This window comes from Paenibacillus sp. CF095 (assembly GCF_900101225.1).
Taxonomy (GTDB): domain Bacteria; phylum Bacillota; class Bacilli; order Paenibacillales; family Paenibacillaceae; genus Paenibacillus.
On the sequence record NZ_FMZN01000001.1, the window covers coordinates 2,545,877 to 2,567,984 of the forward strand.

General features: G+C 47.5%; 19 protein-coding genes. 9 read left to right on the forward strand and 10 right to left on the reverse strand.

Features of this window, described 5'->3' with window-relative positions; translation table 11 throughout:
- Window positions 1-178 precede the first annotated feature (178 nt).
- The gene (locus BLS69_RS10850; RefSeq protein ID WP_091031356.1) at window positions 179-1,318 is read left to right on the forward strand and encodes a GGDEF domain-containing protein; all 1,140 of its coding nucleotides are present in this window, start codon (window positions 179-181) and stop codon (window positions 1,316-1,318) included.
- A gap of 101 nt (window positions 1,319-1,419) precedes the next feature.
- Here the strand turns inward: BLS69_RS10850 and BLS69_RS10855 are convergent, their stop codons facing one another.
- Both BLS69_RS10855 and BLS69_RS10860 read right to left on the reverse strand, forming a co-directional pair.
- A complete protein-coding gene (locus tag BLS69_RS10855; RefSeq protein WP_091031357.1) occupies window positions 1,420-1,941 on the reverse strand; it encodes a hypothetical protein in 522 nt (173 codons plus the stop codon).
- A gap of 71 nt (window positions 1,942-2,012) precedes the next feature.
- On the reverse strand, window positions 2,013-3,653 hold the full coding sequence (locus tag BLS69_RS10860; protein ID WP_091031360.1) for a sensor domain-containing diguanylate cyclase: 1,641 nt from the start codon (window positions 3,651-3,653) through the stop codon (window positions 2,013-2,015).
- A 301-nt stretch (window positions 3,654-3,954) separates the two neighbouring features.
- Here BLS69_RS10860 and BLS69_RS10865 point away from each other — a divergent pair, with 301 nt between their 5' ends.
- From BLS69_RS10865 to mnhG, 6 genes are read left to right on the forward strand one after another with little or no spacing between them, the layout of a single operon-like run.
- On the forward strand, window positions 3,955-6,909 hold the full coding sequence (locus BLS69_RS10865) for a Na+/H+ antiporter subunit A (protein ID WP_091034942.1): 2,955 nt from the start codon (window positions 3,955-3,957) through the stop codon (window positions 6,907-6,909).
- A 1-nt stretch (window position 6,910) separates the two neighbouring features.
- Window positions 6,911-7,249 (forward strand): Na(+)/H(+) antiporter subunit C, encoded by a 339-nt coding sequence (locus tag BLS69_RS10870; protein ID WP_036608715.1) that lies wholly within the window; start codon window positions 6,911-6,913, stop codon window positions 7,247-7,249.
- Window positions 7,242-8,720: a Na+/H+ antiporter subunit D gene (locus tag BLS69_RS10875; protein ID WP_036608717.1), complete on the forward strand. Its 1,479-nt coding sequence runs from the start codon at window positions 7,242-7,244 to the stop codon at window positions 8,718-8,720. Before BLS69_RS10870 ends, BLS69_RS10875 begins: the two co-directional genes overlap by 8 nt.
- A 6-nt stretch (window positions 8,721-8,726) precedes the next feature.
- A complete protein-coding gene (locus BLS69_RS10880; RefSeq protein WP_036608718.1) occupies window positions 8,727-9,203 on the forward strand; it encodes a Na+/H+ antiporter subunit E in 477 nt (158 codons plus the stop codon).
- Window positions 9,203-9,487: a Na(+)/H(+) antiporter subunit F1 gene (locus tag BLS69_RS10885; RefSeq protein WP_017688855.1), complete on the forward strand. Its 285-nt coding sequence runs from the start codon at window positions 9,203-9,205 to the stop codon at window positions 9,485-9,487. The genes BLS69_RS10880 and BLS69_RS10885 overlap by 1 nt, the downstream gene beginning before the upstream one ends.
- Window positions 9,471-9,863, forward strand: a complete 393-nt coding sequence (gene mnhG / locus BLS69_RS10890) for a monovalent cation/H(+) antiporter subunit G (protein ID WP_017688856.1) — start codon at window positions 9,471-9,473, stop codon at window positions 9,861-9,863. The genes BLS69_RS10885 and mnhG overlap by 17 nt, the downstream gene beginning before the upstream one ends.
- A 133-nt stretch (window positions 9,864-9,996) precedes the next feature.
- Here the strand turns inward: mnhG and BLS69_RS10895 are convergent, their stop codons facing one another.
- The 6 genes from BLS69_RS10895 to BLS69_RS10920 all read right to left on the reverse strand — a co-directional run bounded on the left by BLS69_RS10895 (window position 9,997) and on the right by BLS69_RS10920 (window position 17,949).
- Complete coding sequence (locus BLS69_RS10895; RefSeq protein WP_249911806.1) at window positions 9,997-11,112, reverse strand: rhamnogalacturonan acetylesterase; 1,116 nt, start codon at window positions 11,110-11,112, stop codon at window positions 9,997-9,999.
- Window positions 11,113-11,220: 108 nt separating this feature from the next.
- The gene (locus tag BLS69_RS10900) at window positions 11,221-12,240 is read right to left on the reverse strand and encodes a dienelactone hydrolase family protein (protein ID WP_091031364.1); all 1,020 of its coding nucleotides are present in this window, start codon (window positions 12,238-12,240) and stop codon (window positions 11,221-11,223) included.
- Between the two features lie 189 nt (window positions 12,241-12,429).
- Entirely contained in the window at window positions 12,430-14,676 is a 2,247-nt protein-coding gene (locus tag BLS69_RS10905) for an MMPL family transporter (protein ID WP_091031366.1), read from the reverse strand.
- Between the two features lie 108 nt (window positions 14,677-14,784).
- Window positions 14,785-15,939, reverse strand: a complete 1,155-nt coding sequence (locus BLS69_RS10910; protein ID WP_091031368.1) for a type III polyketide synthase — start codon at window positions 15,937-15,939, stop codon at window positions 14,785-14,787.
- A 233-nt stretch (window positions 15,940-16,172) separates the two neighbouring features.
- Window positions 16,173-16,793: a flavin reductase family protein gene (locus BLS69_RS10915; protein WP_091031370.1), complete on the reverse strand. Its 621-nt coding sequence runs from the start codon at window positions 16,791-16,793 to the stop codon at window positions 16,173-16,175.
- A gap of 157 nt (window positions 16,794-16,950) precedes the next feature.
- Window positions 16,951-17,949 (reverse strand): ABC transporter substrate-binding protein, encoded by a 999-nt coding sequence (locus BLS69_RS10920; protein WP_091031372.1) that lies wholly within the window; start codon window positions 17,947-17,949, stop codon window positions 16,951-16,953.
- 226 nt (window positions 17,950-18,175) lie between these two features.
- Between BLS69_RS10920 and BLS69_RS32120 the strand changes: the two genes are divergently transcribed.
- The gene (locus BLS69_RS32120; RefSeq protein WP_091031374.1) at window positions 18,176-18,826 is read left to right on the forward strand and encodes a hypothetical protein; all 651 of its coding nucleotides are present in this window, start codon (window positions 18,176-18,178) and stop codon (window positions 18,824-18,826) included.
- Between the two features lie 137 nt (window positions 18,827-18,963).
- On the opposite strand, the gene BLS69_RS10930 is transcribed toward BLS69_RS32120, so the two are convergent.
- Window positions 18,964-20,199 carry a multidrug effflux MFS transporter gene (locus BLS69_RS10930; protein ID WP_091031376.1) on the reverse strand — a complete coding sequence of 412 codons (1,236 nt, stop codon included), beginning with the start codon at window positions 20,197-20,199 and terminating at the stop codon, window positions 18,964-18,966.
- A 6-nt stretch (window positions 20,200-20,205) separates the two neighbouring features.
- Window positions 20,206-20,949 carry a GTP pyrophosphokinase gene (locus BLS69_RS10935; RefSeq protein ID WP_062834047.1) on the reverse strand — a complete coding sequence of 248 codons (744 nt, stop codon included), beginning with the start codon at window positions 20,947-20,949 and terminating at the stop codon, window positions 20,206-20,208.
- 433 nt (window positions 20,950-21,382) lie between these two features.
- Here BLS69_RS10935 and BLS69_RS10940 point away from each other — a divergent pair, with 433 nt between their 5' ends.
- On the forward strand, window positions 21,383-22,072 hold the full coding sequence (locus BLS69_RS10940) for an alpha/beta hydrolase family protein (protein ID WP_353959119.1): 690 nt from the start codon (window positions 21,383-21,385) through the stop codon (window positions 22,070-22,072).
- Window positions 22,073-22,108: the final 36 nt, after the last annotated feature.

The window sequence follows — 22,108 nt, forward strand, 5'->3', positions numbered from 1 at the left end:
TGAGTGTATCGTTGAGTTTTGTTTGTCCTCCACAAAAAGTTTGTGACAACTCGAAACTTCTGTGAGTCTTGTTCTCATATAACAGTTAAATACATTTGCGTTTTGTTCATTGTCATTTATAATCATCATATACGAGAGTAATTCTGTCGTACCATTATGATGCAGTCAGCGGTGATATATGAAAGGTTTCCATACGCAAAATAGTCACATTCCAACAGAATACGAGTTCAAACATTCCAAATGGATTCAAAAAATGCTCCATGCCTACTGGATAGTCATCATTGCACATTTCGCCATTCAGATTGGCTGTTTCCTGTTTCTGGATTATGATCGCACACCTACAGATTTCTTGATGAATGTCCTGTTCTGGCCTACGGCCGTCAGCAGTTCATGCATTTTGTTCGCAAGTTGGGTTGATCGGCGCTTCAGTTCATATTCCTTTTACACCATGTCTATAGCCAGCACGGTTATCGCCTGGACGATTATTCATGTCAATTATGACATTCGGATTATATTAGCGATCTGCCTGTTGCCCATCTTTGCTTCGGTGCTGTTCTTCAGTAAAAAGAGAGTCTGGATTGTCTTTCTGATGCAGATGGCTGGTTACCTTCTGGTTTTGTTCGATCCGGCCTACCGGTTGTACCTGTCTTCATTTGACATGGTATCCATTCCTGCTTTTCTAATCTTAGGTACATATGTAGCACAGGTTATCGTAACTAGCGGCGTTGAGGTGCTCGATGATCTTCAAGCCAGCATGCTTGCCAAGCAGGACCTTATTGTGCGGAATGCCATTATGTCCAAACAGTCCAAAACAGACGGTTTAACCAACCTTTATAATCAAAGCTCCTTCAAGGATTATTATGAAAAAGCATTTGAGTATGCCAACAGTGGCATGAGTCTGCATCTGGCCCTGATCGATATTGATGACTTCAAATCCATTAATGATACGTATGGTCATCGGGTTGGAGACATCATTCTGGAGAAAGTGTCCCTGATCATTCAGGAAACCATTACCTCAAGTGATATTGCAGCACGGTACGGGGGCGAAGAGTTCGCCTTATTGATGTTTGAGCAATCTTTCAAGCAGGCCTATGCCTTGGTGGAACAGATTCGTCAGAAGATTGCCCTGATGGGCCATCTGGAACTTGAAGGAGCTTCCATCACGGTGAGTATCGGTCTCAAAAGCTACAGTCCTAATCTAACCAAAGACAAATTGTTCGAGGAAGTGGATGCCTGTCTGTATGCCGCCAAACGAACAGGTAAAAATAAAACCGTAACATCACTTGATCTGACTTCGTCCTTGGCAGAGAAAATATAAATAAAAAAGTTGTGCTGTACACCGGAATTCCGGTGTACAACACAACTTTTTTTGGGTCTGAATACGATCAGCAGGCCGATCTTCTTCATATGTCCATGTTTTCATTCCGCCCATTCCCAGCGATGACGATTTTGCTCCAGCCTGGGATGAAGATCACCTGATGGCCCGTCAATGATGAGACGAAGCTCTTTGATCCAATCCTTGAAGGAATCAAATGAAGCAAACATATTCGCCATCTCTATCGTCAAATAAAGAAAGTGAGGGGCTGGATATTCCGCAGTGATATGGCGCAGCGCGCTATCCACAGGTGTATATTTCTTTCTCTTGCCCTCAAGCCCCTCCACACGTATACGTGAAGTTGGATGTTCCCGCCGCCATTCATGCAGGCGGTCTTCTCTTTTGTAATATGCCTGTATCGAATCCTTGCTCATTCGTTTAAACGTGCTCTCGTGTAACGGATACAGCACAAGCTGTATGAATGAACGGGTATCTACCGTTGCAGCGGCGCGCTCGAGTTGCTCATCCGTCACATGTTCAAACGAGTCATAAAAAGTCAGTGTGCCCTTGCGGCTGGCCGCAGGTGGCTCATAACCATAAGGTACAGTTGTATATTTTCCAGACATTTCACCCCTCCTTGTTTATACGCGCATTCGCACAAAGGTGATTGGGATAACCCAGCTAATGTTATTATACGCTAACGATCCTGCTTCAACTCGGAATAAAATGTCATTCTGTTCTTCCCTGCACGTTTGGACTCATACAAAGCTTCGTCCGCCATCCGGATTATCTCACTTGGGTTGTCGCTGTTGGTTGGATATTCAGCTCCTCCAATGCTACATCCAATTCGAATGCGCTCGTATTCGATAATAAACGGCTTGTTCAGACTTTGAATGATGGCTTCTGCATAAGCCATGGCTTCTTCCCTCGGATGATTTCCAACAGATTGAAGTACAATCAGGAATTCATCCCCGCCCAATCGGACTGTTATACCCTTCACCTGACCAAGAGCAGACAATCGCTGGGCCACTTTCTGTAGCAGCACATCTCCAGTCTGATGCCCAAGTGTATCGTTGACCCGTTTGAATCCATCGAGATCCAGATAGAGAAAAGTCAGCGTGTGATTTTCACTTTCGGTCTCCAGAGACTCCTCCAGATACACTTCAAGAGCAGTGCGATTCGGCAGTCTAGTCAACTGATCAAAATGCGCCAGATTCTGCATCACGACCAGCTCTGAGTTTTTATTCATAAGAGAGGTCAGCATATCCCGAAGCGAACGGGACAACACTTCAATCTCCTTAATCCCCTTAATCGCAGGAATCTCAAGCTCTTCCCCTGCACGCAGTCGATTGGCTACTCTGGTAAGACGCACAAGTGGGGCAGAGATCAGACGTGAGACAAACCAGCCAATCAATGCAAATAGCACGGTAACGGCAAGTCCCGCCCACACATTAAACCACATCAGGTCAAACACAGAAGCAAAAGCAGTCGACTTGACTTGACGAATGACTACAGTCCAGCCTAATCCGGGATAATCCAGATGACCCTGGCTGTAGGCAAACCCTGTCACATATTCATTACCGTCAGGCCACTTTTCTATGGACCAACTGCTTTTGTTGCGCTGGGCCTCTTTAATGCCGGGCAATACCAACGGTTTACCGATCCATTCCTTCGGCCCGAGCAGTACTGTATGTTCCTTTTTGCTCACGATAAAGAACTCAATGTCTTTTTCTTCCCTTTTCAATGGGGCGAGCACGGATTCCTCGACTTCCTTCGCCCATTCCCAGCTTAAATGTGCAGCGAGCACACCTTGAATCATTCCTTTGCTATCCTTCAGCGGAAAACTGATATCGACAAATTGCAACGGCTCTCCCGTTGGATTCGGAAGCAGCTTGGCAAGAAGTACTGCATTATGCACATCTCCAATGAATTTACCCTTGATTCCCTCCTGATACACAGGTCGCTCTGATAAATTTTCCCCAAGCAAGATACCATCCGTAGCAGCTAACACTTTTCCTTTGGGGTCCATGAATCCAACCCATGAGAATGAGGGAAAGCTATCTTGTAACTGATCCAGCAGCATCTGAATCTCATCAGGTTGGAATTCATCTTCCAACGAAGCCATTTGGCCCAGCAGGTCCAGTTCACCCGCGCGAGCGGACATGAATCGATCCAGCTTGTCCGATGCCTGTGATGCCGTTCCTGTAAGCGAGTGACCAATCTCAGTCTCTACAGCAACAAATGACTTTTGGCTAAAAATAGACCCAATCGTCAGGGTAACCAGCAAGGATAACACAGCAAAGATGACTGTAAGCACAGTTCTAATTTTGAATGACATTACTTCCTCCATTACACGGTGAAACCATCTTGCTTTTCAACATAACTATGCTGCAAAGAGTACACGGAATGTCACCTAATCGTTTTCATATTTATCGGAACTTGTGTGTTTTTTTATTATACATGCCCATACAATATTATACTGAAATCTTCACCGTGTTTCTTCCATTCAAAGAATAGACACGATTCTGTATATACATACTTGGGTTATGAATATAGAGAGCAAGCATATCCTTCAAAGGATCATGCGCCTGTATGTCACAGAGAGAGTAATCGAAATACTAAACATTGGGGGTGTAATGTTGAGCCTGCTTCATGTTGCTGTTATTCTGCCTTTTGCCGCTGGCATTCTTCTTGCCATGCTGCATCGTTTCTTCCGTAAATTACATTTGGGATGGCCGGTTCTCCTTGTCCCGGCACTATTATTTGTATACTTTGCGAGTCTAATACCCGCTGTGTCACAGCGCAATACCGTATCCGGAAATATCCCATGGATTCCTTCACTGGACATTGGATTTAACCTGTATCTGGACGGTTTGAGCCTCATGTTGACACTGCTAATCACCGGAATCGGTGTCCTCGTTGTTCTCTACTCCATCTTCTACATGGATATGAAAGAAGCGCTGAACCGTTTCTACCTGTATCTGTTGATGTTCATGGGAGCCATGTTGGGCGTGGTGCTGTCTGATAATATGATCGTGCTCTACGGATTCTGGGAATTGACCAGTATTACGTCATTCCTGTTGATTGCATTCCATTACAAACGTAAAGCCTCGACTTCAGGAGCACAAAAATCATTCCTGATTACGGTATTTGGCGGTTTCGCCATGCTTACCGGATTCATGATGATGTATCTCATTACCGGAACGTTCAGTATTCGTGCAACCATCACAGGATTGGGTCAGTTTCAGGAAAGCGCACTATTCCTACCCGCACTTATCTTGATCCTGATTGGAGCTTTCACCAAGTCAGCTCAGTTCCCGTTCCATATCTGGTTGCCGGATGCCATGGAAGCTCCTACACCTGTCAGTGCCTATCTTCACTCAGCCACCATGGTTAAGGCCGGACTGTACGTTGTAGCCCGCTTTACACCGATCTTCGGTGGACAGGGACTCTGGTTCTGGCTCGTTACTGGCGTTGGTCTTCTGACTTTGTGTTATGGGTCATTCCTGGCGGTGAAAAAAAACGATCTCAAAGCGATTCTTGCCTATTCGACCATCTCTCAACTTGGTCTGATCATGTCCCTCTTAGGGGTTGGATCTGCTGCTCTCTACTTCGGATATGGCGAATCCTCTGCGATGTACACTGTGGCAATAACCGCTGCGCTGCTTCACCTGTTTAATCATGCGACCTTCAAGGCCGCTCTGTTCATGGTCGTAGGAATTGTTGATCATGAAACGGGTACACGTGACATTCGGAAGCTCGGTGGACTTGCTTCATTCATGCCAATTACATTCACCGTGGCATTGATCGGTTCACTTGCCATGGCGGGTATTCCGCCGTTCAACGGATTCCTGAGCAAGGAGTTATTTTTCCAGGCGATGGTGGAAGTCACGAATCTGCGAATCTTTGGACTTGGGTCCTGGAGTGTTCTATTGCCGGTATTCGCTTGGCTTGCAAGTGTGTTTACCCTGATCTATGCGCTTATTATTGTGTTCAAAACATTCCTCGGTCGTAGCCAAAGCGAAATCCCTGCCGAGAAGCTGCACGAAGCGCCCGCTGGCATGCTCATTCCGCCTGTTGTTCTAGGTGTTCTTGTCATTGTATTCGGACTCTTCCCGAATCTGCTGGCCGGATCACTGATTGAACCGGCAATGGCCGCTGTGCTTCCATCCCTCTTGAATGGGAATGAGCGCTTCGATGTACATTTCTCCCTGTGGCATGGATGGACTCCGGAACTGATTATGACGATCGGAGTCGTGATTCTCGGAATCACTCTCTACAAGCTGTTGCCACGATGGAGGAATATTTATGAGCATTATCCACAAGGATTAACAATTAACAATATGTACCACGTCGTGCTGGATAATCTTCAGCATTATGCACGCAAATGGACGGAAGCCTATATGAATGGCTCGGTTCGTAATTATCTCGTTTACATTTTCTCATTCACGGTCGCGTTGCTGGTCTATGCCTTCTTCCGTTCAGGAGAAAATATCACCTGGAATCTGCAGGGCAATGCACCTTACTCATTCTACGAGGTCGTACTGCTAGTCACGCTCATCGGTGCTGCAGTTTCGATTCCTTTTGCCAAGAACAGACTGTCAGCAGTCATTATGACCGGAGCAGTTGGTTACCTTGTAACTCTGCTGTTTGTACTCTTCCGGGCGCCGGATCTGGCGTTGACACAGATGATTGTTGAGACGGTATCCGTTGCACTGTTCCTGCTCTGCTTCTACCATCTGCCTGAGCTTCAACGTGGCAAATCAAGCCGCAGTTATCTCACGGTGAATATGATCGTAGCGATTGCAGTCGGAATTGTGATGACTTTTGTTGCATTGGCCGCAAGCGGAACAGCCTCACTGGACAGCATTTCTACCTTTTTCCTTCAGGAAGCGTATGACTCGGCTGGTGGTAAAAATGTCGTGAACGTGTTGTTGGTAGATTTCCGTGGCTTCGATACGTTATTGGAGATTATGGTGCTTGGCGTTGCTTCGTTATCCATCTACTCCATGATTAATCTGAACCTTGAAGCAAAAGATCTCGGAGCCCGCTTGAAGTTCCGTAAGAAGGACGAGAGTCATGATTCCGAACCTGCTCTGGATGATGAAGCGGACAATACGAAAAAGTATGGTAACCGGGAACGCAGCTCATCCTCGTGGGATACCGTCCCCTTGCAGAGTAATGATGTATTGCTGCAAACGACTACCAAGGTCGTTGTGTTCATCATACTGACGTTTGCCATGCACCTCTTCTTTGCAGGTCACCACAATCCGGGCGGAGGTTTCATCGGCGGCTTGGTAACAGCGGCAGCGCTCGTATTGATTGCCCTGGCATTCAGTACAGATACGATACGCAAAGCGTTACCGGTTGACTTCCGTATTCTAACAGGAATCGGATTAGGTATAGCCTTACTTACGGGTGCGGGTTCATTTATATTCGGAGTCCCGTTCCTCAGCCAAACCTTCGGTTATTTCGAACTTCCTTTGCTGGGAGAGACAGAACTCGCCACAGCCATGCTGTTTGATCTTGGCGTGTATCTCGCTGTCCTAGGTGTCACCATGACCATCATTCTACAGATCGGGGAGGATCGCTGATATGGAAATATTGATGTGTGTAGCCGTTGGCATTCTGTTTGCGGTTGCCGTCTTTTTAATCTTGTCGCGGAGCCTGCTCCGTATCGTACTTGGCATGTCCATACTAACCCATGGCGTGCATCTGCTCTTGATCACTATGTCACGTCTCAAAACCGGGGCACCACCACTGCTTGGGGAGATGGCTGAACGTTATGTCGATCCTCTTCCTCAGGCTTTGATACTAACTTCGATTGTTATTAATTTCGGACTCACTGCGTTCTTCTTTGTTCTCTCCTATCGTTCTTATCTGAAGCTGAGAACAGACGATATGGAAGAAGTAAGGGGGCGCCCATATGAATAATCTCGTCGTTCTGCCCATTCTTTTGCCTTTGATTACAGGTGTTCTGGCTCTGCTCTTTTTCCGGAAAACAAATATCCAGCGGATCATTAGTGTCATTGGACTTTTGTTTACAGCAGCGGTCTCAACGATACTCATTACGCGGGTAGCTCAGACTGGAGTTCTAACACTTAATATGGGTGGATGGGCACCTCCCTATGGTATTGTGCTTGTTGCGGACATGGTATCGGCGCTACTTGTCGTTGCCGCTTCCATCATTGCACTGGCGTGTTTGCTGTATGCGTTCCGCAGTGTGAACAAGGAGCGGGAAGAGCACCACTTCTATCCGTTCTTTCATTTTCTGATCGCGGGCGTTAACGGTTCATTCCTAACCGGAGATTTGTTCAATTTGTTTGTCAGCTTTGAACTGATGCTCATCTCTTCCTATGCACTAATCGTATTGGGAGGCACGGAAAGACAGCTTCGGGAAACGATCAAATATGTCTTGATTAACATCGTTTCTTCAGCTCTTTTTGTCGCTTCCATCGGCTTCCTCTACTCCATAACTGGCACACTGAACATGGCAGATTTGTCCGTCAAAATTGCTGAGGTGGGACAGAGCGGAGTCATTACCTTAATTGCTGTTCTCTTTCTGATCGTATTTAGCATCAAGGCCGGGCTGTTCCTGTTCTTCTGGCTTTCGGGCTCTTATGCGGCACCACCTGCTGTCGTCACTGCATTGTTCGCAGGATTACTCACCAAGGTTGGCTTGTACGCGATTGTGCGAACATTCACACTGATCTTCTATCATGATCCGGATTTCTTCCATGCACTGATCGGATGGATGGCTGGTGCAACGATGGTCCTTGGTGTCATCGGTGCGATCTCATACCGCGATGTAAACAAGATTCTCATCTACAACGTGGTCGCAGGTGTGGGGTTTGTAGCTTTTGGTATGGCCGCGGCCAGTCGCCCTGCACTGGAAGGTCTGCTCTTCTATATGCTGCATGATATGTTAATCAAAACTTTGCTCTTCCTGCTCGGGGGTGCTTTGATCGCTGTTGCCGGAACATCCAAACTCGATAACATGGGCGGGCTGATCCATCGCTATCCGCTGCTCGGCTGGATGTTCTTCATCAGCGCACTTGCCTTGGCAGGTTTGCCGCCATTTAGTGGATTTCCAGGGAAGTTGCTTCTCTTTGAAGGCGGCTTGCAGGCAGGCTTGTATGGTCTTACCGGCATTGCGGTGCTTTCGAGCTTGTTGATGTTATATTCGGTACTGCGTATCTTCATACAAGCGTTCTGGGGCGAACCGCCTGCCGGGGTTACAAGACGCCCTTACGCGGTGAACGGCCTGCTGATTCCTGCCGGAATTCTGTTTGTATTCATCATCGTAATGGGTGTGGGGGCTGAAGGCATGTTCCAATTGACCTCCCGCGCAGGCGATATTCTACTGCATCCCAATATTTATATTGATGCCGTATTGAAGGAGTAGATGTCTATGGCCTTTCAGATTGTACTGAATCTTATCATTGCTTTTGTATGGATGTTTCTGAACAACGCCTGGAATGGTGTTGGTTTTCTCATAGGTTACCTGCTCGGACTGCTTCTCATCGGGGGGATGCGCAGATTCTTCCCCCAGCGCTTTTATATTGTGCGAGTCTGGGCCATCTTCAAACTGATTACACTGCTGTTCAAGGAACTGGTGCGAGCCAGCATTGAGGTTATACGCCAGATTATCAAGCCCAAGCTAGATATAAGGCCCGGTATTTTTACGTATAAAACTCAATTGTCCTCGGATTGGGAGGTTACTCTGCTCTGCTTACTCATCTCATTGACACCAGGTTCTCTTCCGCTTGAGATCTCGGGTAATCAACGCAAACTGTTTATTCACGCACTGGATATCAAGGATGAACAGAAAATGAGAGATGATATCCAAAATACATTTGAAAAAGCAATTATGGAGGTGACGCGTTAATGTTATCCTCACTGTTGTTCATCTCATTGCTCATTCTCTCCTTAGCCATTCTCGGTTGCTTGTACAGGGTGCTTCGGGGACCATCCATGGCTGATCGGATCACGGCACTGGATACCATCGGTATCAATGTGATTGCCATCGTTGCCGTTCTGTCGATGATGCTGCAAACCCAGGCCTATCTGGATATTATCTTACTGATTGGCATTTTGGCTTTTCTAAGTACAGTGGCATTTGCACGTTATATTGAACGGGGGGCGGTATTCAAAAATGATGGAGATCGTTAAAGTAGCCGCTGAAACCGCTATAGGTCTACTCGTACTGCTCGGTGCACTACTCAGTGCACTCAGTGCATTCGGACTTATTCGTCTGCCTGATGTATATCTACGTGCCCATGCCGCAACCAAAAGTATGACACTTGGTGTGTTCTGTGTATTAAGCGCTACATTTTTCTACTTCTGGTATTTCGATAACTATATCAGTGCCCGCTTGTTGTTAGGTATCCTGTTTGTATTCATCACGGCTCCGGTCGCCGGACATCTGAACGGACGGGCCGCCTATCGCACAGATGTACCACTGTGGGAGCAGAGCGTGCAAGATGAACTGGAACCCTTGTTAAAAGGGAAAAAAGTGAACCATGAAGCCAAGGATATGATGGAGTAATCCCCAGCCTAGGCATAACGAATACCCCCGAGGATCAGCCGCCCGTTTCGCGGTATGTTCCCGGGGGTATTTGTTATTTTTCATACACGGATCATATCAAGCACTGATTATGCAGACAGATTAAGTAGTAAAGTCAGAATCCATTCAGTCCCTGTCTTCTCAGATCCGCAGCCACAATACGTGCAAGCTCCGCAGCCCCTTGACGATTCGGATGCAGACTATCCCCTGTCATATACAGACCAAGTGTTGCCGCTGGACCAATAGACGTGAAATAGGCAGAACTCAGCTTGTTCAGTTCAACAAGGGTAACCCCCTCTTCCTGAGCGAGTGCACGTGTGGATTGATTGTACCAGCGGTTCTCCGCTTGATGTACATTGGCTGTATTAAAGTCTGTTGCCCGGCCCTGAGGCGTGGAGAGGATAACCGTTGCTCCTTTGTTCTTCGCCTGACGTACCATATCCCGCATAATCTCCTTGAACTGCGCCTCCGTTGTATTGTTCTTGGCATTAGTATCGTTAATTCCGAATTGCAAAATAAAATAATCTCCCGGCTTGATATACTTCAGAATCGCTTCCATCTGACCATCATCGCGGAAACCTCTCGCAAATTGACCACTTGACGCCATATTTCGAACCTGGAAGGTAGCATTGTTCACATAAGACGGAAACAGCTGTCCCCAACCTCCTTGTACACTGCTACCCAGCGGATAGTAATTACAAACTGTTGAATCACCACCAATGTAGATTGTGCGGTTGGTAACGGTCTGATTGGATAACTTTCGGATTTCGAGTGCACTAAGTGTGAAGGCGGTGCCTGTCTTTCCTTCCGTAATGAGCAAATTTAATTGCCCGTCTGTTATCGGAATTTGAAATTTATCCGTCGCCCCGTTACCCGTCATATTGATGATCTGGTATACACCTTCTGCCGCTACACTCGCTCTGGCTGTATTGCCCAGGACCACTTTAACTTCATATAGTCCATTGGACAGATTCACATTGAAGGTATTGGTGCTCTTAGTGCCGTAAGTCAGAAACTGGACAGCGTCACTCATCACTCCGCTTCCGGAGGCAGACACATTTCGCATATTGGCAGGTGTATTGAACCCATATCCTTTGGTCGCAGTATAGGCATCTCCTGCGGACACACCTGTGTAACCGCTCTCAACAGCACCCGAACCAAAATCAAATCTGTAGTTGTCCGTTGCCGCTTCGGCGACTTGCCCTCCACTGCTTCCCAAACCGATTCCCATGGTACTCGCAAACAGAACAAAACAGAGCAGAAACTTTACCGATGTTGACCATTTCATCACTGGATTCTCCTCTCGAATCAGAATTAACTCGGTGCACGATCCACAACTTCACAGAACTTGATCAAGCCAGTCATAGGCCTTCGCTCCGCTAATCTCATGTCCACCTGTAAAGAAATCCGCATCCAATGATTCTGATGCTCCCGCCTGCTCATATATGTGTGTCAAACGCGCATACGCCTCTCTCGCTGCATGGATCGGGAACACCTGGTCATCACTTCCGGCTTCAATAAAGAGTGGTCTAGGCACAATCAGGCCAATGAGATCCGGCAACTCCGCTTCACGCAGGATACCTGGCACATAGTTGTCGAGACAATGGTTCCGGTCCAGTATGCTGCCCTGGAATGTATTTGCATAACCACTTACTACAGCTGCACGGAACCGTTCATCCAATGCGGCTGTAAATGCGGTCACCAGACCGCCGCCCGAGATACCCATGCTTCCAATTCGCTCTGAATCCACTTCAGGTCGTGTTGATATATAATCCAGTACTCGTGTTGTTTCATATACCCGATGCCCGGCGAGCGTTTTCCCCACCATGAGCAGATGCGCGGCAATCTTTGTACAGGAACTTACCCCCGGTGGCGCATCGCGGTCTTCTTCTAGTCTTCGATCACCAAACCCGAGCAGCTCTGGAGCCGCAACCACATATCCACGCTTCACAAGAGCTACTGCAAAGTCCTTGTGCAATCCGGGCTCTCCTGTCCGCGGTGACCCATCCGGTTCCATACCCGTTATCTCTCGGCTACCGTAGCCATGTCCATGACAAGCAATGATAGCAGGTCTCTTAGTATCGGTAACGTTACCCTCACCTGGAATTAATACATACACAGGCATGCGAAGTCCTGCATAGGTTGTGATTTCAATCCGCTCCCGAATATATCCGTCACAAGTAATCCGCTCCAGCAAGACAGGATTCAGTGCTGCACCCATTGTTGGAAAACCGCCCAGCCGCTCTTTCACGTGGGTACGTAACTGACTGCGCCATAATTCCAGAGGTTGATCTGCATGATACGCGGAACGACCACGGAGATTCGTTTGTTGTTGTAGATAGGCTTCAATATCCGACATGGGCCTGTGTCCCTCCTGTTTTTCATAGGTTAACGTAGATGGAATACTATCATATGGAATTAATCCCATCCATTATAGAACATCTAGGTCAGCCATGAATTGAACATGTTTGCCTGTTTTGAATGGAATCACACGATTTCTAGCCAAAAAGGATATCTCCAACCTGAAGACAGGTTACGGAAATACCCTTCATTTTATCTGACCTGGCAGCCACCAGTTCCACCTGCCCATTAATTTCATCAGCGCAGGTACCAGTATTAGACGAATCAACGTAACATCAATCAACACCGCTGCCGTGATTCCGATCCCTAACTGCCTCACACCTGCGACTTCAGCAAAAGCAAACGGCACGGTCACCGCAAGCAGAATTGCCGCTGCGGAGGTAACCAAACGGCCTGTAGAAGCCAATCCCTGTTGGACAGCCACATCACTGTCTCCGGTTCGTCTATACACTTCCTGAATACGGCTCAGCATAAACACACCATAATCCATGGATATGCCAAACACCAATCCTGCAATGAATACAGGAATCATAATGGCAATGGCTGACGACTCCATACCCAGATGTCCTTCATTGAACACCCACACCAATATGCCAAATGAAGCGGCTAAGCTGAGCAGATTCATCACAATTGCCTTGATTGGAATGAGCATCGATCGGAATGCCGCCAGTAACACAAGATAATTGGTGACCACTACAAATACCAGCACTTTGGGCAGTTGACTTGTGACTTCCTGCATTATTTCATACTGCTTGGCAGCTTCCCCACCATAACGTAGTTTTACGTTGTTGGAACCTGGTGCATGATCGCTATTCCTCATTCGTTCAAGCCAGTCTGCAACCTGTTCCGAACCAGGCCCCCCGTGCACGGTGGCTATCAATCGTATGGAATGATCAGAGACCGTTGAACGCAGCCATGCCGTCCTGGTTGACTGTTTGCCTTCTATGAAAGGAATGAGCGACGAAGGTGGGATCCGAAAAAGACTTTGCGACCCAGTTTGATTCGGCTGTAATAGGCCCCATGGTGAAACAATGCTCAATACGTCTGAGTCCTGCAGTAGTTGACGGGCTTTGTTGTGGGCCATCTGCCAGTGTGAGGCAGTCAACCGTTCCTGCTGTCCGCCAATCAGAATCTCGATAGCGGAGGTGTCCTTTTGCCCCAGATCATATTGCAACTGCTCTGCTGCCTGGCGGGACTCCATTCTCTCTGGCAGTGAAGAAGCATCCGGGACAGACAGTTCCAACCGGGTCACTGGATAGACGCACAGAAGCAGCACAACGGTACCTCCAATGGCCATACTGACTGGTCGTTTCATGACCATTGCTGACCATCTATGCCAGACCGAGCTTCTGGGTAACAAATGGACTAACTTTCGCCTGAAGACCCGATCCGCAGACAGTGACAGCAGAGCTGGCAGCAGCGTAACATTTAACAGTAGCGATAGGAGCAGAACAATAATAGCCCCCAAGGAGACACTCAGAAACATCGGCAGTCTGATCCAGAGCAGACCCAGCAGCCCAAGGAGCACGCAAGCTGCCGAGAACAACACCGCTCTGCCTGCTGTACGTAATGTTCGCTGAAGAATCTCGCTCCGCAAAACCTCGCTCTGCATATCCAGGCTGCTGCCCGTAACGTTAGCTTTGCCTTCATCTTCATACACCCGCTGAAGTTCTTCCCTGTACCTGCTCAGGATGATCAGGGCAAAGTCTGTGCTCAGTGCCATGCCCACCATGGGAATCACATTAATGATAAAGTTGGACAATTCCAGATGATAACCAAGGAGTGACGTGACTCCCATAGCGGTAATCACAGCACTGATCCCCATCATGACAGCAATCAACGCGGCATATAGCCCCCTGAATGCAAAACACAAAACGATCAGGGCAATCGGCAGTCCCACCATCTCTGCCCGTTCCAGATCACGAAAGCTCAGATGATTGACATCCTGCTGGACGACTACCTTTCCCGTCAATTGCACCGTACCTGGACCGTCTGTTGCCAGCACGGCGCGCAACTGCTCCAGTGGGGGACCCATCTGATGCGGGGGCACATCCATTTTCACAAGGGCATATGCCCTATGGTCTTGAAACGTCACCCTTTCTCCAGCATCCAAAGGGGACGTGATAGATGTTACCTCAGGCAACACTTGAACCTGTGTCAAACGATCCTTGATCCACTGCCGGAACTGTAAAGGCGAGGTATTTTCCTTTTTCTCAAAAACCAGAATAACCGGATCAGCAGGAGAACCGAATTCGTCCTCCAGAACAGCTTCAACTGCTTGAGCATCGCCGTGAACCCGTTTTAATCCGTGATCTTGAACAATATCAGGTAACTTATATGCCCAGACCGCTGACATCCCGATGATAAATACCCAGCAGAGAATAATGAACCGCGGATATCGGCTGATGAAGGCAGCAAGTCTGCGATAACCCATACCTAAGCTCCTCTGCGATCAGATTAGTCATTCGATTATGTTCATCGGTAAGATCATAAGCACATTCATACACTTGCGGTGTATGTCTCCTTCACTCGGGTTCGCGAACTATTGGATACCATGATTCACAGGTGTTCTGTTCGCTATGGGGGCAGGGATGTATGTAAAAGGAAGTAACTCTGCTGTTAATCCCGGGCCAAAGGCCAGCGCTATCCCACTGGAATGCTCTTCCTTCTGTCTGTAATCCTCGCGGATGGCTTGAAGAACAAAAAAAATCGTCACGGACGACAGGTTGCCATAATCCCGCAGGATGTTTCTGCTGTAGGAGACCTGCTCATCTGTCAACTGATATAGCTTCTGAACGGCATCCACGATGCCTCTGCCTCCCGGATGGATCGCCCATATTTCCGGTAAACTGCTACCCTCCAGCAACCGCTCTACCTCTGGACCGAGATGCAAACCAAGCAGCTTCGGAATCTGTGGTGACAGGTAGAGATCAAAACCTGTATTGCCCACTTCCCAGATCATTTCTTCTGCACAATCCGGGAGCAGCGTTGATTGCCCACGACCTAATCGAAAACATTCATTGCGGTCTGTTCCGGACGCACCAATAACACAGGCAGAGGCACCGTCTCCGAAAAACGATGCGGCATACAGGTCGTCCCGTTTGGCAGATGGCTGAAAGTGAAGTGTGCATAGTTCCACACACACGATGAGAACTGTAGCCTTCTGATCTGTCGTTACAATAGAATTCGCCAGTTGGATCGCCTTTAGACCGGCTGCACATCCTTGAAACACCAGTGGAATCCGGTTGATCTGCGGTGAAAGTTCAAGCTGCTGGATCAGCCGAACATCAAGTCCGGGCAGGAATTGCCCCGTGCAACTCACCGTAATGAGATGTGTAAGTTCCGAGGAGGATATGTCTGCATCCTGAAGGGCCTGTCCGGCCGCTTCCAGACCAAGTGGAACAGCAGCAGCTTTGTATTTTGCCATACGCTCGGCTGTAGTCGGGACTTCCTCCACAGAAGTAAAGGGTAAATATCGGCAAGCCTCCACAGGCTCAAGCAGATTCGGTTCACATGTATAACGAGTCTCCACACCGCACTGATTAAAGATTCGCTTCGCCCATCTTCTTGCATCCGGCTCATGTTCCAGCGCCTGTGCGAGACGGGCGGACACATCCTTTTGCTCAATACGGTGGGCAGGCCACGCCGTTCCTATTCCCATAATACTTGCCCCAGTTGTTGCCTCAAGCTGGTTCATCGGCTTAACCTCCTATATCGTACGTGTTCAAAAGTAGGCTTTTTAAACAACCTATATATAAAATAGGTTCATATGACATGTGTGCAGGATATAGTACAAGTCTATTCACTACCTGTCCTGTTTATGTTCATATTAACAAGCAAAGGCGGACAACATATGCGAGTTTCGCACGTGCTGTCCGCCTTTGCTACCGGATTAAACCCATTCCTTATTACATATTCGATCTGTCAGAACTATTCAGGTCGAATCACCGTGAATCTCTCCCCAAGCTTGGCATAATCATTACCCGCCAGTCGGCTGACTGGTTTCAAATGATCCATCAGGATATAGCCCTTGTCCGGATTGTAGACTTGTTCGCTGAAATGATACTGTACAATACGTACCAGCAGCAAGTCGCTCGTGGGTTTGCCCTCATCATTCGTGATGGGAATGTGCTGATACAGCTCACACTCCATCCGAATGAGTGCTTCCTGAATTCCTGGCACAGCAACCTTGGTACTTGGCACTGTAGTAAGTTTTGTCCGCTCTAGCTCACTTTCGTGGGGTTCCAGTATGGCTGCTGTCTCATTCACTTCTGTTATGATTGCTTCATCACAGATATGCACGACCAGTTCTTGATGAGCAAGCACATTACGTGCAGTATCTTTCATGGTACCGTCTTTACGTGCAATGGATATGGATAACAGCGGTGGGTCCGAACTAACCACATTAAAGAAACTAAAAGGCGCTGCATTAATTACACCATTCTCATCTGAAAGTGTCGTCACAAAAGCGATTGGACGTGGTACCACCGAACCACTCATCAGTTTATAATTGTCTCTTCCCGTTATTTCACGTGGATCCAATGTATACATATGTAAATATCCCCTTCCATGCTCATGTTACGTTAATCGTGGTTCACTTACGTTACTTCCTCGTTATTATATATCCATATCTGTTCAAAAAACAAAAAACGCCTTGATGCTCATGGCATCAAAGCGTTCAAATGACTGTTTCGCATATGTTTGGTTGTTACTTCACAATACTGCTTTGAATATCTTGCAGAATTTGCGTATTTGCTTGAACGCCACTGTACAACCAGCTGCTTGTGCTTTCAAATTCAAACACATTACCTGTCTTTACAGCAGGGATGCTCTGCCATACGGCATCTTTCAGCGCTTCTGAGCCTGCTCCCTTGTCACTGTTCACCAGGAAAAGATAGTCTGCGTCCATTTCCGCGATCTTCTCCAATGAAATCTCAGACCAGTTACCCGTTGCCTTTGCGGATGCTTCCTTCACAACATTAGGCTCTGCAAGTCCAAGTTCGTTGTACATCACTTCACCACTGGAAACATTGTTGCTTACAACATAAAACTTGTTATTGAACAACCACAACGCTGCGGCCGATTTTGTTCCTCCAGTAACAGCAGTTACTTTTTCTTTGACATCCTTTGCTTTGGCATCATAATCGTCAAGCGCCTTCTGCGCTACATCCGATTTGTTCAGAAGCTCGCCGATCTTGAGCAGAGCCTGACGCCAATCCTTGTTGACCTCATCTCCGAGTACATACGTAGGGGCAATTTTATTGTATTGTTCGTATTTCTCCCCTTCAACTGTACTTTCAGAACCCATAATAATCAGGTCTGGTGAGAAACTGGCCATGGCTTCAAAAGGTAGGTCACTTGCAATACCAGGTATGCCATTCAGATCGTTTTGCAGATAATCCTGCAAACCACTGCCGTTGTTGATGGACCACTGTGCTGCTGGCTTAACACCGAGTGTAACGAGATGGTCTTCCAGATAAGACGCGATGACACGCTCAGGATTAGCCGGGATGGTTACTTCATGTCCCATAGCATCTGTTAGTGTGCGCTCTGTCGGGACTTCTGTTTGTGTCTCTGTCTCCGTTGTTGTATCGTTCTCTCCTGCTGCTCCGTTCTCTGCAGGCTTCGCTCCACACGCGGCCACCCAGATGGACATGACCATTACCGTAATCAGAAGTAGGATCATCTTTTTATTTCTCTTAAACAATTTATTATCCCCTTTCAATATGGAAACCTTATTGGCTGTATTGGGACAGATATCAACGTTCAAAAATATTGAAACTATTATTGATACATATAATATCCGTATGTACATTTGTCCGATTCCATTGACAATGATAATTGTTATCAGTTCAGTTGTCAATTCGATTATGTGGCGAGGCGATCATATACAATCTTCTTGGCGGCACTCACATATAGGCGGATGCCGCCATATGCTGAATGCAGAATACGACGACAGGAAGGATGTTCTGTACATGTATTACGAATATAACCCTTATCTAGGTTATGGAGAAGACCGTTCATTTCAATTGCCTCCACTGTTCCCAGGAGGTGGGGGTGGCGGCACACCGGGTGGTCCGACGTTTCCTGGTATACCTGGCGGTCAAGGCTCCTATCCTCCATACATTCCAGGCGGAGGACCCGGTCCATATATCCCCGGAGGCATTCCAGGTACAATCCCGGGTACAGCACCGGGCGTACCTGCGCAGCTGACTCAAGGCAATCTGCCCACCCTGCTTAGTGCCTATCCTCGTCCGGTAGGTCAGCCTCCGGCAGAAATGCTTTTTCTATATAACCTGATCAAAAGCAGCCCGGGTCTGCTTCCGCTCTTCCTCCAGCAACAGCCGCAAAACCTCACTCAAGCTGTGCAATTTGCACAGACTGGTACAGCGGCACCACGAGATAACGAAGAACGTGCGCTGCCCTACTTTTGCTACAACCGATGGTCCCTTGTCTTCACATACAATGATGTCTACCTGATGTGGCCTGCGATTAATCTGTTTGGTTTTGTGGTGGGGTACTTTTATCCATTCCTCACGCCAAGTATACTGTCCAATACACAGATTTTGTTTGCACTCTGCTAAACCCGTCCTTACCTACAGCAAGAGCCCCACTTGGAAGCATGATTCCTTCCAAGTGAGGCTCTTGTTCGTTCTTTTATCCAGATGTACTTTTACATTATTAAGACTCCACAAATGCAAGGTGTGCAGAATCAGTACATTTAACTCAACACTTGTTCGTTCTGGCGCTTCCTGCCTCTACTGACCATTAGGAAGTAAATCACCAAGGCACCGAGATCAGCACACCCGATAACGATTCCCATTGGCACAGCTGTGCCTTCTCCCCCGAGACCTACGAGGGGAGCGACAATACCACCGAACAGGAACGTCATCACACCAATAAGCGCAGACGCACTGCCTGCCGACTTCTCCTGATTGGCCATCGCCAAGGCAAAGGACGCGGTATTGACCAACCCAACACTGGATACCACCAGAAATAACGGAATCAGTACAGAGATTAGATTACCTCCAGCCAGAATGGCGATGAGCAGTGAAGTTCCTCCGAGCGCCGCGGTTAGCAGGCCCGCGATTAACAGCCGGGTTTCAGATACCTTACCTGCAAGTCTTCCAGCAACCTGACTGGCCAGAATAATGCCAAGTCCGTTTATGGCAAAGCAAACACTGAACATTTGCGGAGATACCCCGTATAATTTCTGAAGCACAAAAGGTGAACCGGATATGTAGGCAAACATGCCAGCAGCTACAAAACCCTGGGTCAACGCATAACCCATAAACTGACGATCCCCTGCGATTTGGCGAAACGTAATTAATGTCTGCTTCAATCCCCCGCTTGATCTGCGATTGGAAGGTAATGTCTCTCCAAGACCGAAAATGACAGCCAACAGCGTCAGTATTCCGATGAGGCTAAGCAAAATAAATACGCCGCGCCACGACGTATACGTCAACAATTGTCCACCAATGATTGGTGCAGCAATCGGGGCTACGCCGTTAATCAGCATTAACAGAGAGAAGAACCGTGTCAGTTCCGGGCCCGAATATACGTCTCTGACGATCGCGCGCGAGATGACAATCCCTGCCGCTCCAGCTACACCCTGAATGAATCGCAGCACAACAAAAGAGCCCATCGTAGGGCTGACCAGGCAAAGTATGGAGGCGATAGTATAGAGCACAAGCCCTGCAATGAGCGGTGTTCGCCGACCACGTACATCACTTAGAGGTCCGGCAAGCAACTGTCCAACCGCAAGTCCAATCATACACGCCGTCAGACTGAGTTGGGCATACGATGTAGATGAACCAAACTCATCAGCCAGCGTGGGCAATGCGGGTAAATACATATCCAGGGACAACGGCCCAAAGGCCGACAGTGTCCCCAGAATTAAAGCCATCCGTACACGAGATGTGGAGTTTGTGTTCAATGAAGCTGTTGTACTTTTCATCAAATACTACTCCCCGCTACCCAGCAGCTTGAGCAGGTTGGACGGCAGTGTGAACTGTTGATTGTTAATAATAATACGGCGCAGTTCTTCTTCATCCCGCTCGTTCTCGGCGTCCTTGATCTCCTGAATTTCACGGTGAAGTCGTTCCATCTGTTGATCCAGTGCATTTGCCGAATCTGCCGCACTCTTTAACTCTCTCGTCAAATGCTCGGGAACATCCTTATTGTATTTATAAAAAATCTTATGCTCCAGACTCGCCCAGAAATCCATCGCGATTGTACGGATCTGGATCTCCACACATGCTCGTTCTTCACCATTGGACATGTACACAGGCACTTCCACCAGAAGGTGAAGGCTTTGGTAGCCGTTTGGCTTTGGATTCTCGATGTAGTCTTTGACCTCCAGTACACGCAGATCACTCTGGTTGCACAGCATATCCTTAATGCGATAGATATCCGAGATAAAGGAACATGTAATCCGTACCCCGGCGATATCCTTGATATTTTGCTTGATGCTCTCAAATGTTAACTCATGATTTTTGCGGAACATCTTGTTCATAATGCTCTCAGGTGATTTCAGTCTGGACTTTGTATGCTCAATTGGACTGTAATCATGCAAAGACTGGAATTCTTCCTTCAGGACTTCAATCTTGGTCTCCATTTGATCCAGAGCAAATTTATAGATCATCATAAATCTGGTAATTTCATATTTGAATTTCTTGAATTGATCAATTGGATGTGGAGCGTTCATCATAGCTTTCTCCCTTTCTTTCTGCACACTAAAATTAGTTTTATAAAAATGAGGACAGCGGTCAATGCATATGCCTCCTGAACCATTATAAATCATATGGAGCCAATAAACGAATTTCTTACATTCGGGCTGGCGATTCAGCCTGGAAGGTATGGGAACTTATTTTACGCGCATCCTATAGAAGCATGCCTGTTATTTGGCCCGCAATTATTAATAAAAGAGGTGGATTTTACTGCTCTATCAAGTGACATATTCATCCGATACACTTCGAGTTAAAGCTTATTTATACCTGCCACAAGGTTGTTCATTAACTGATATCACAACATATGAAACTTCTCATCCCAGCTCTGTCTCCTCTGCCTTTCCGGAATTCGCTTCCATACATACATCTCTACATTTGCAACCACTCGCCAGCCATTACCCTGCTGCAAAAATGCATGATATCGCTCACACACAGGAACAGTGGCCTGTGCTGATCTATTGTCGCGGCGGACTTGGCAGCTATGGCGGGGTAAATACTGTTTGGCTTGAGCAATTTGTACATAAAGGTTATATCGTGTTCGCCCCATCCTATCGTGGCAACGAAGGCGGTGAGGGTCGTGACGAGTATGGCGGAAGAGATGCCGAAGATGTGCATGCCGCTTATCGGTTGATCCAGCGTTTACCTTTTGTCGACCCGACTCGGATATCGTTAATGGGGTTCTCCCGTGGAGCCATTAATGCTGTACATACCGCAACTACCTATAATGAGGGACCGGACAAAGTACATAAGTTAGTTCTTTGGAGCGGTGTCGCCGATGTGGAACGCACTTACCATGAGCGAACCGACCTGAGGCGCACATTGAAACGTGTGCTGGGTGGCTCCCCACGCGCAGTTCCGGAAGCTTATCTCGCCCGTTCTCCCTTGTCAAAAGCAAACAAACTATCTTGTCCCGTGTTAATCATGCATGGTACATCAGATACACAGGTGAATTACAGTCACGGAACCCGAATGTATCACTGGCTTAAGCGCCGAGGTGCAGACGTCACATTTCACGCTTATGGCGGGCAGGATCATCATTTTCACGAGAAAATACATGAGTCAGCAGTGAACAATATGTTTGATTGGCTCGCTGCACCTTAAGTCTTGCGCTATGAATTCATTTTGAAGAAGCATGGG

Bases quoted from the DNA above. Each gene is read 5' to 3' on its own strand.
- BLS69_RS10850 (WP_091031356.1), top strand. From the start codon at position 179: ATGAAAGGTTTCCATACGCAAAATAGTCACATTCCAACAGAATACGAG.
- BLS69_RS10855 (WP_091031357.1), bottom strand. From the start codon at position 1,941: ATGTCTGGAAAATATACAACTGTACCTTATGGTTATGAGCCACCTGCG.
- BLS69_RS10860 (WP_091031360.1), bottom strand. From the start codon at position 3,653: ATGTCATTCAAAATTAGAACTGTGCTTACAGTCATCTTTGCTGTGTTA.
- BLS69_RS10870 (WP_036608715.1), top strand. From the start codon at position 6,911: ATGGAAATATTGATGTGTGTAGCCGTTGGCATTCTGTTTGCGGTTGCC.
- BLS69_RS10875 (WP_036608717.1), top strand. From the start codon at position 7,242: ATGAATAATCTCGTCGTTCTGCCCATTCTTTTGCCTTTGATTACAGGT.
- BLS69_RS10880 (WP_036608718.1), top strand. From the start codon at position 8,727: ATGGCCTTTCAGATTGTACTGAATCTTATCATTGCTTTTGTATGGATG.
- BLS69_RS10885 (WP_017688855.1), top strand. From the start codon at position 9,203: ATGTTATCCTCACTGTTGTTCATCTCATTGCTCATTCTCTCCTTAGCC.
- mnhG (WP_017688856.1), top strand. From the start codon at position 9,471: ATGATGGAGATCGTTAAAGTAGCCGCTGAAACCGCTATAGGTCTACTC.
- BLS69_RS10895 (WP_249911806.1), bottom strand. From the start codon at position 11,112: ATGGGAATCGGTTTGGGAAGCAGTGGAGGGCAAGTCGCCGAAGCGGCA.
- BLS69_RS10900 (WP_091031364.1), bottom strand. From the start codon at position 12,240: ATGTCGGATATTGAAGCCTATCTACAACAACAAACGAATCTCCGTGGT.
- BLS69_RS10905 (WP_091031366.1), bottom strand. From the start codon at position 14,676: ATGGGTTATCGCAGACTTGCTGCCTTCATCAGCCGATATCCGCGGTTC.
- BLS69_RS10910 (WP_091031368.1), bottom strand. From the start codon at position 15,939: ATGAACCAGCTTGAGGCAACAACTGGGGCAAGTATTATGGGAATAGGA.
- BLS69_RS10915 (WP_091031370.1), bottom strand. From the start codon at position 16,793: ATGTATACATTGGATCCACGTGAAATAACGGGAAGAGACAATTATAAA.
- BLS69_RS32120 (WP_091031374.1), top strand. From the start codon at position 18,176: ATGCTGAATGCAGAATACGACGACAGGAAGGATGTTCTGTACATGTAT.
- BLS69_RS10930 (WP_091031376.1), bottom strand. From the start codon at position 20,199: ATGAAAAGTACAACAGCTTCATTGAACACAAACTCCACATCTCGTGTA.
- BLS69_RS10935 (WP_062834047.1), bottom strand. From the start codon at position 20,949: ATGAACGCTCCACATCCAATTGATCAATTCAAGAAATTCAAATATGAA.
- BLS69_RS10940 (WP_353959119.1), top strand. From the start codon at position 21,383: ATGCATGATATCGCTCACACACAGGAACAGTGGCCTGTGCTGATCTAT.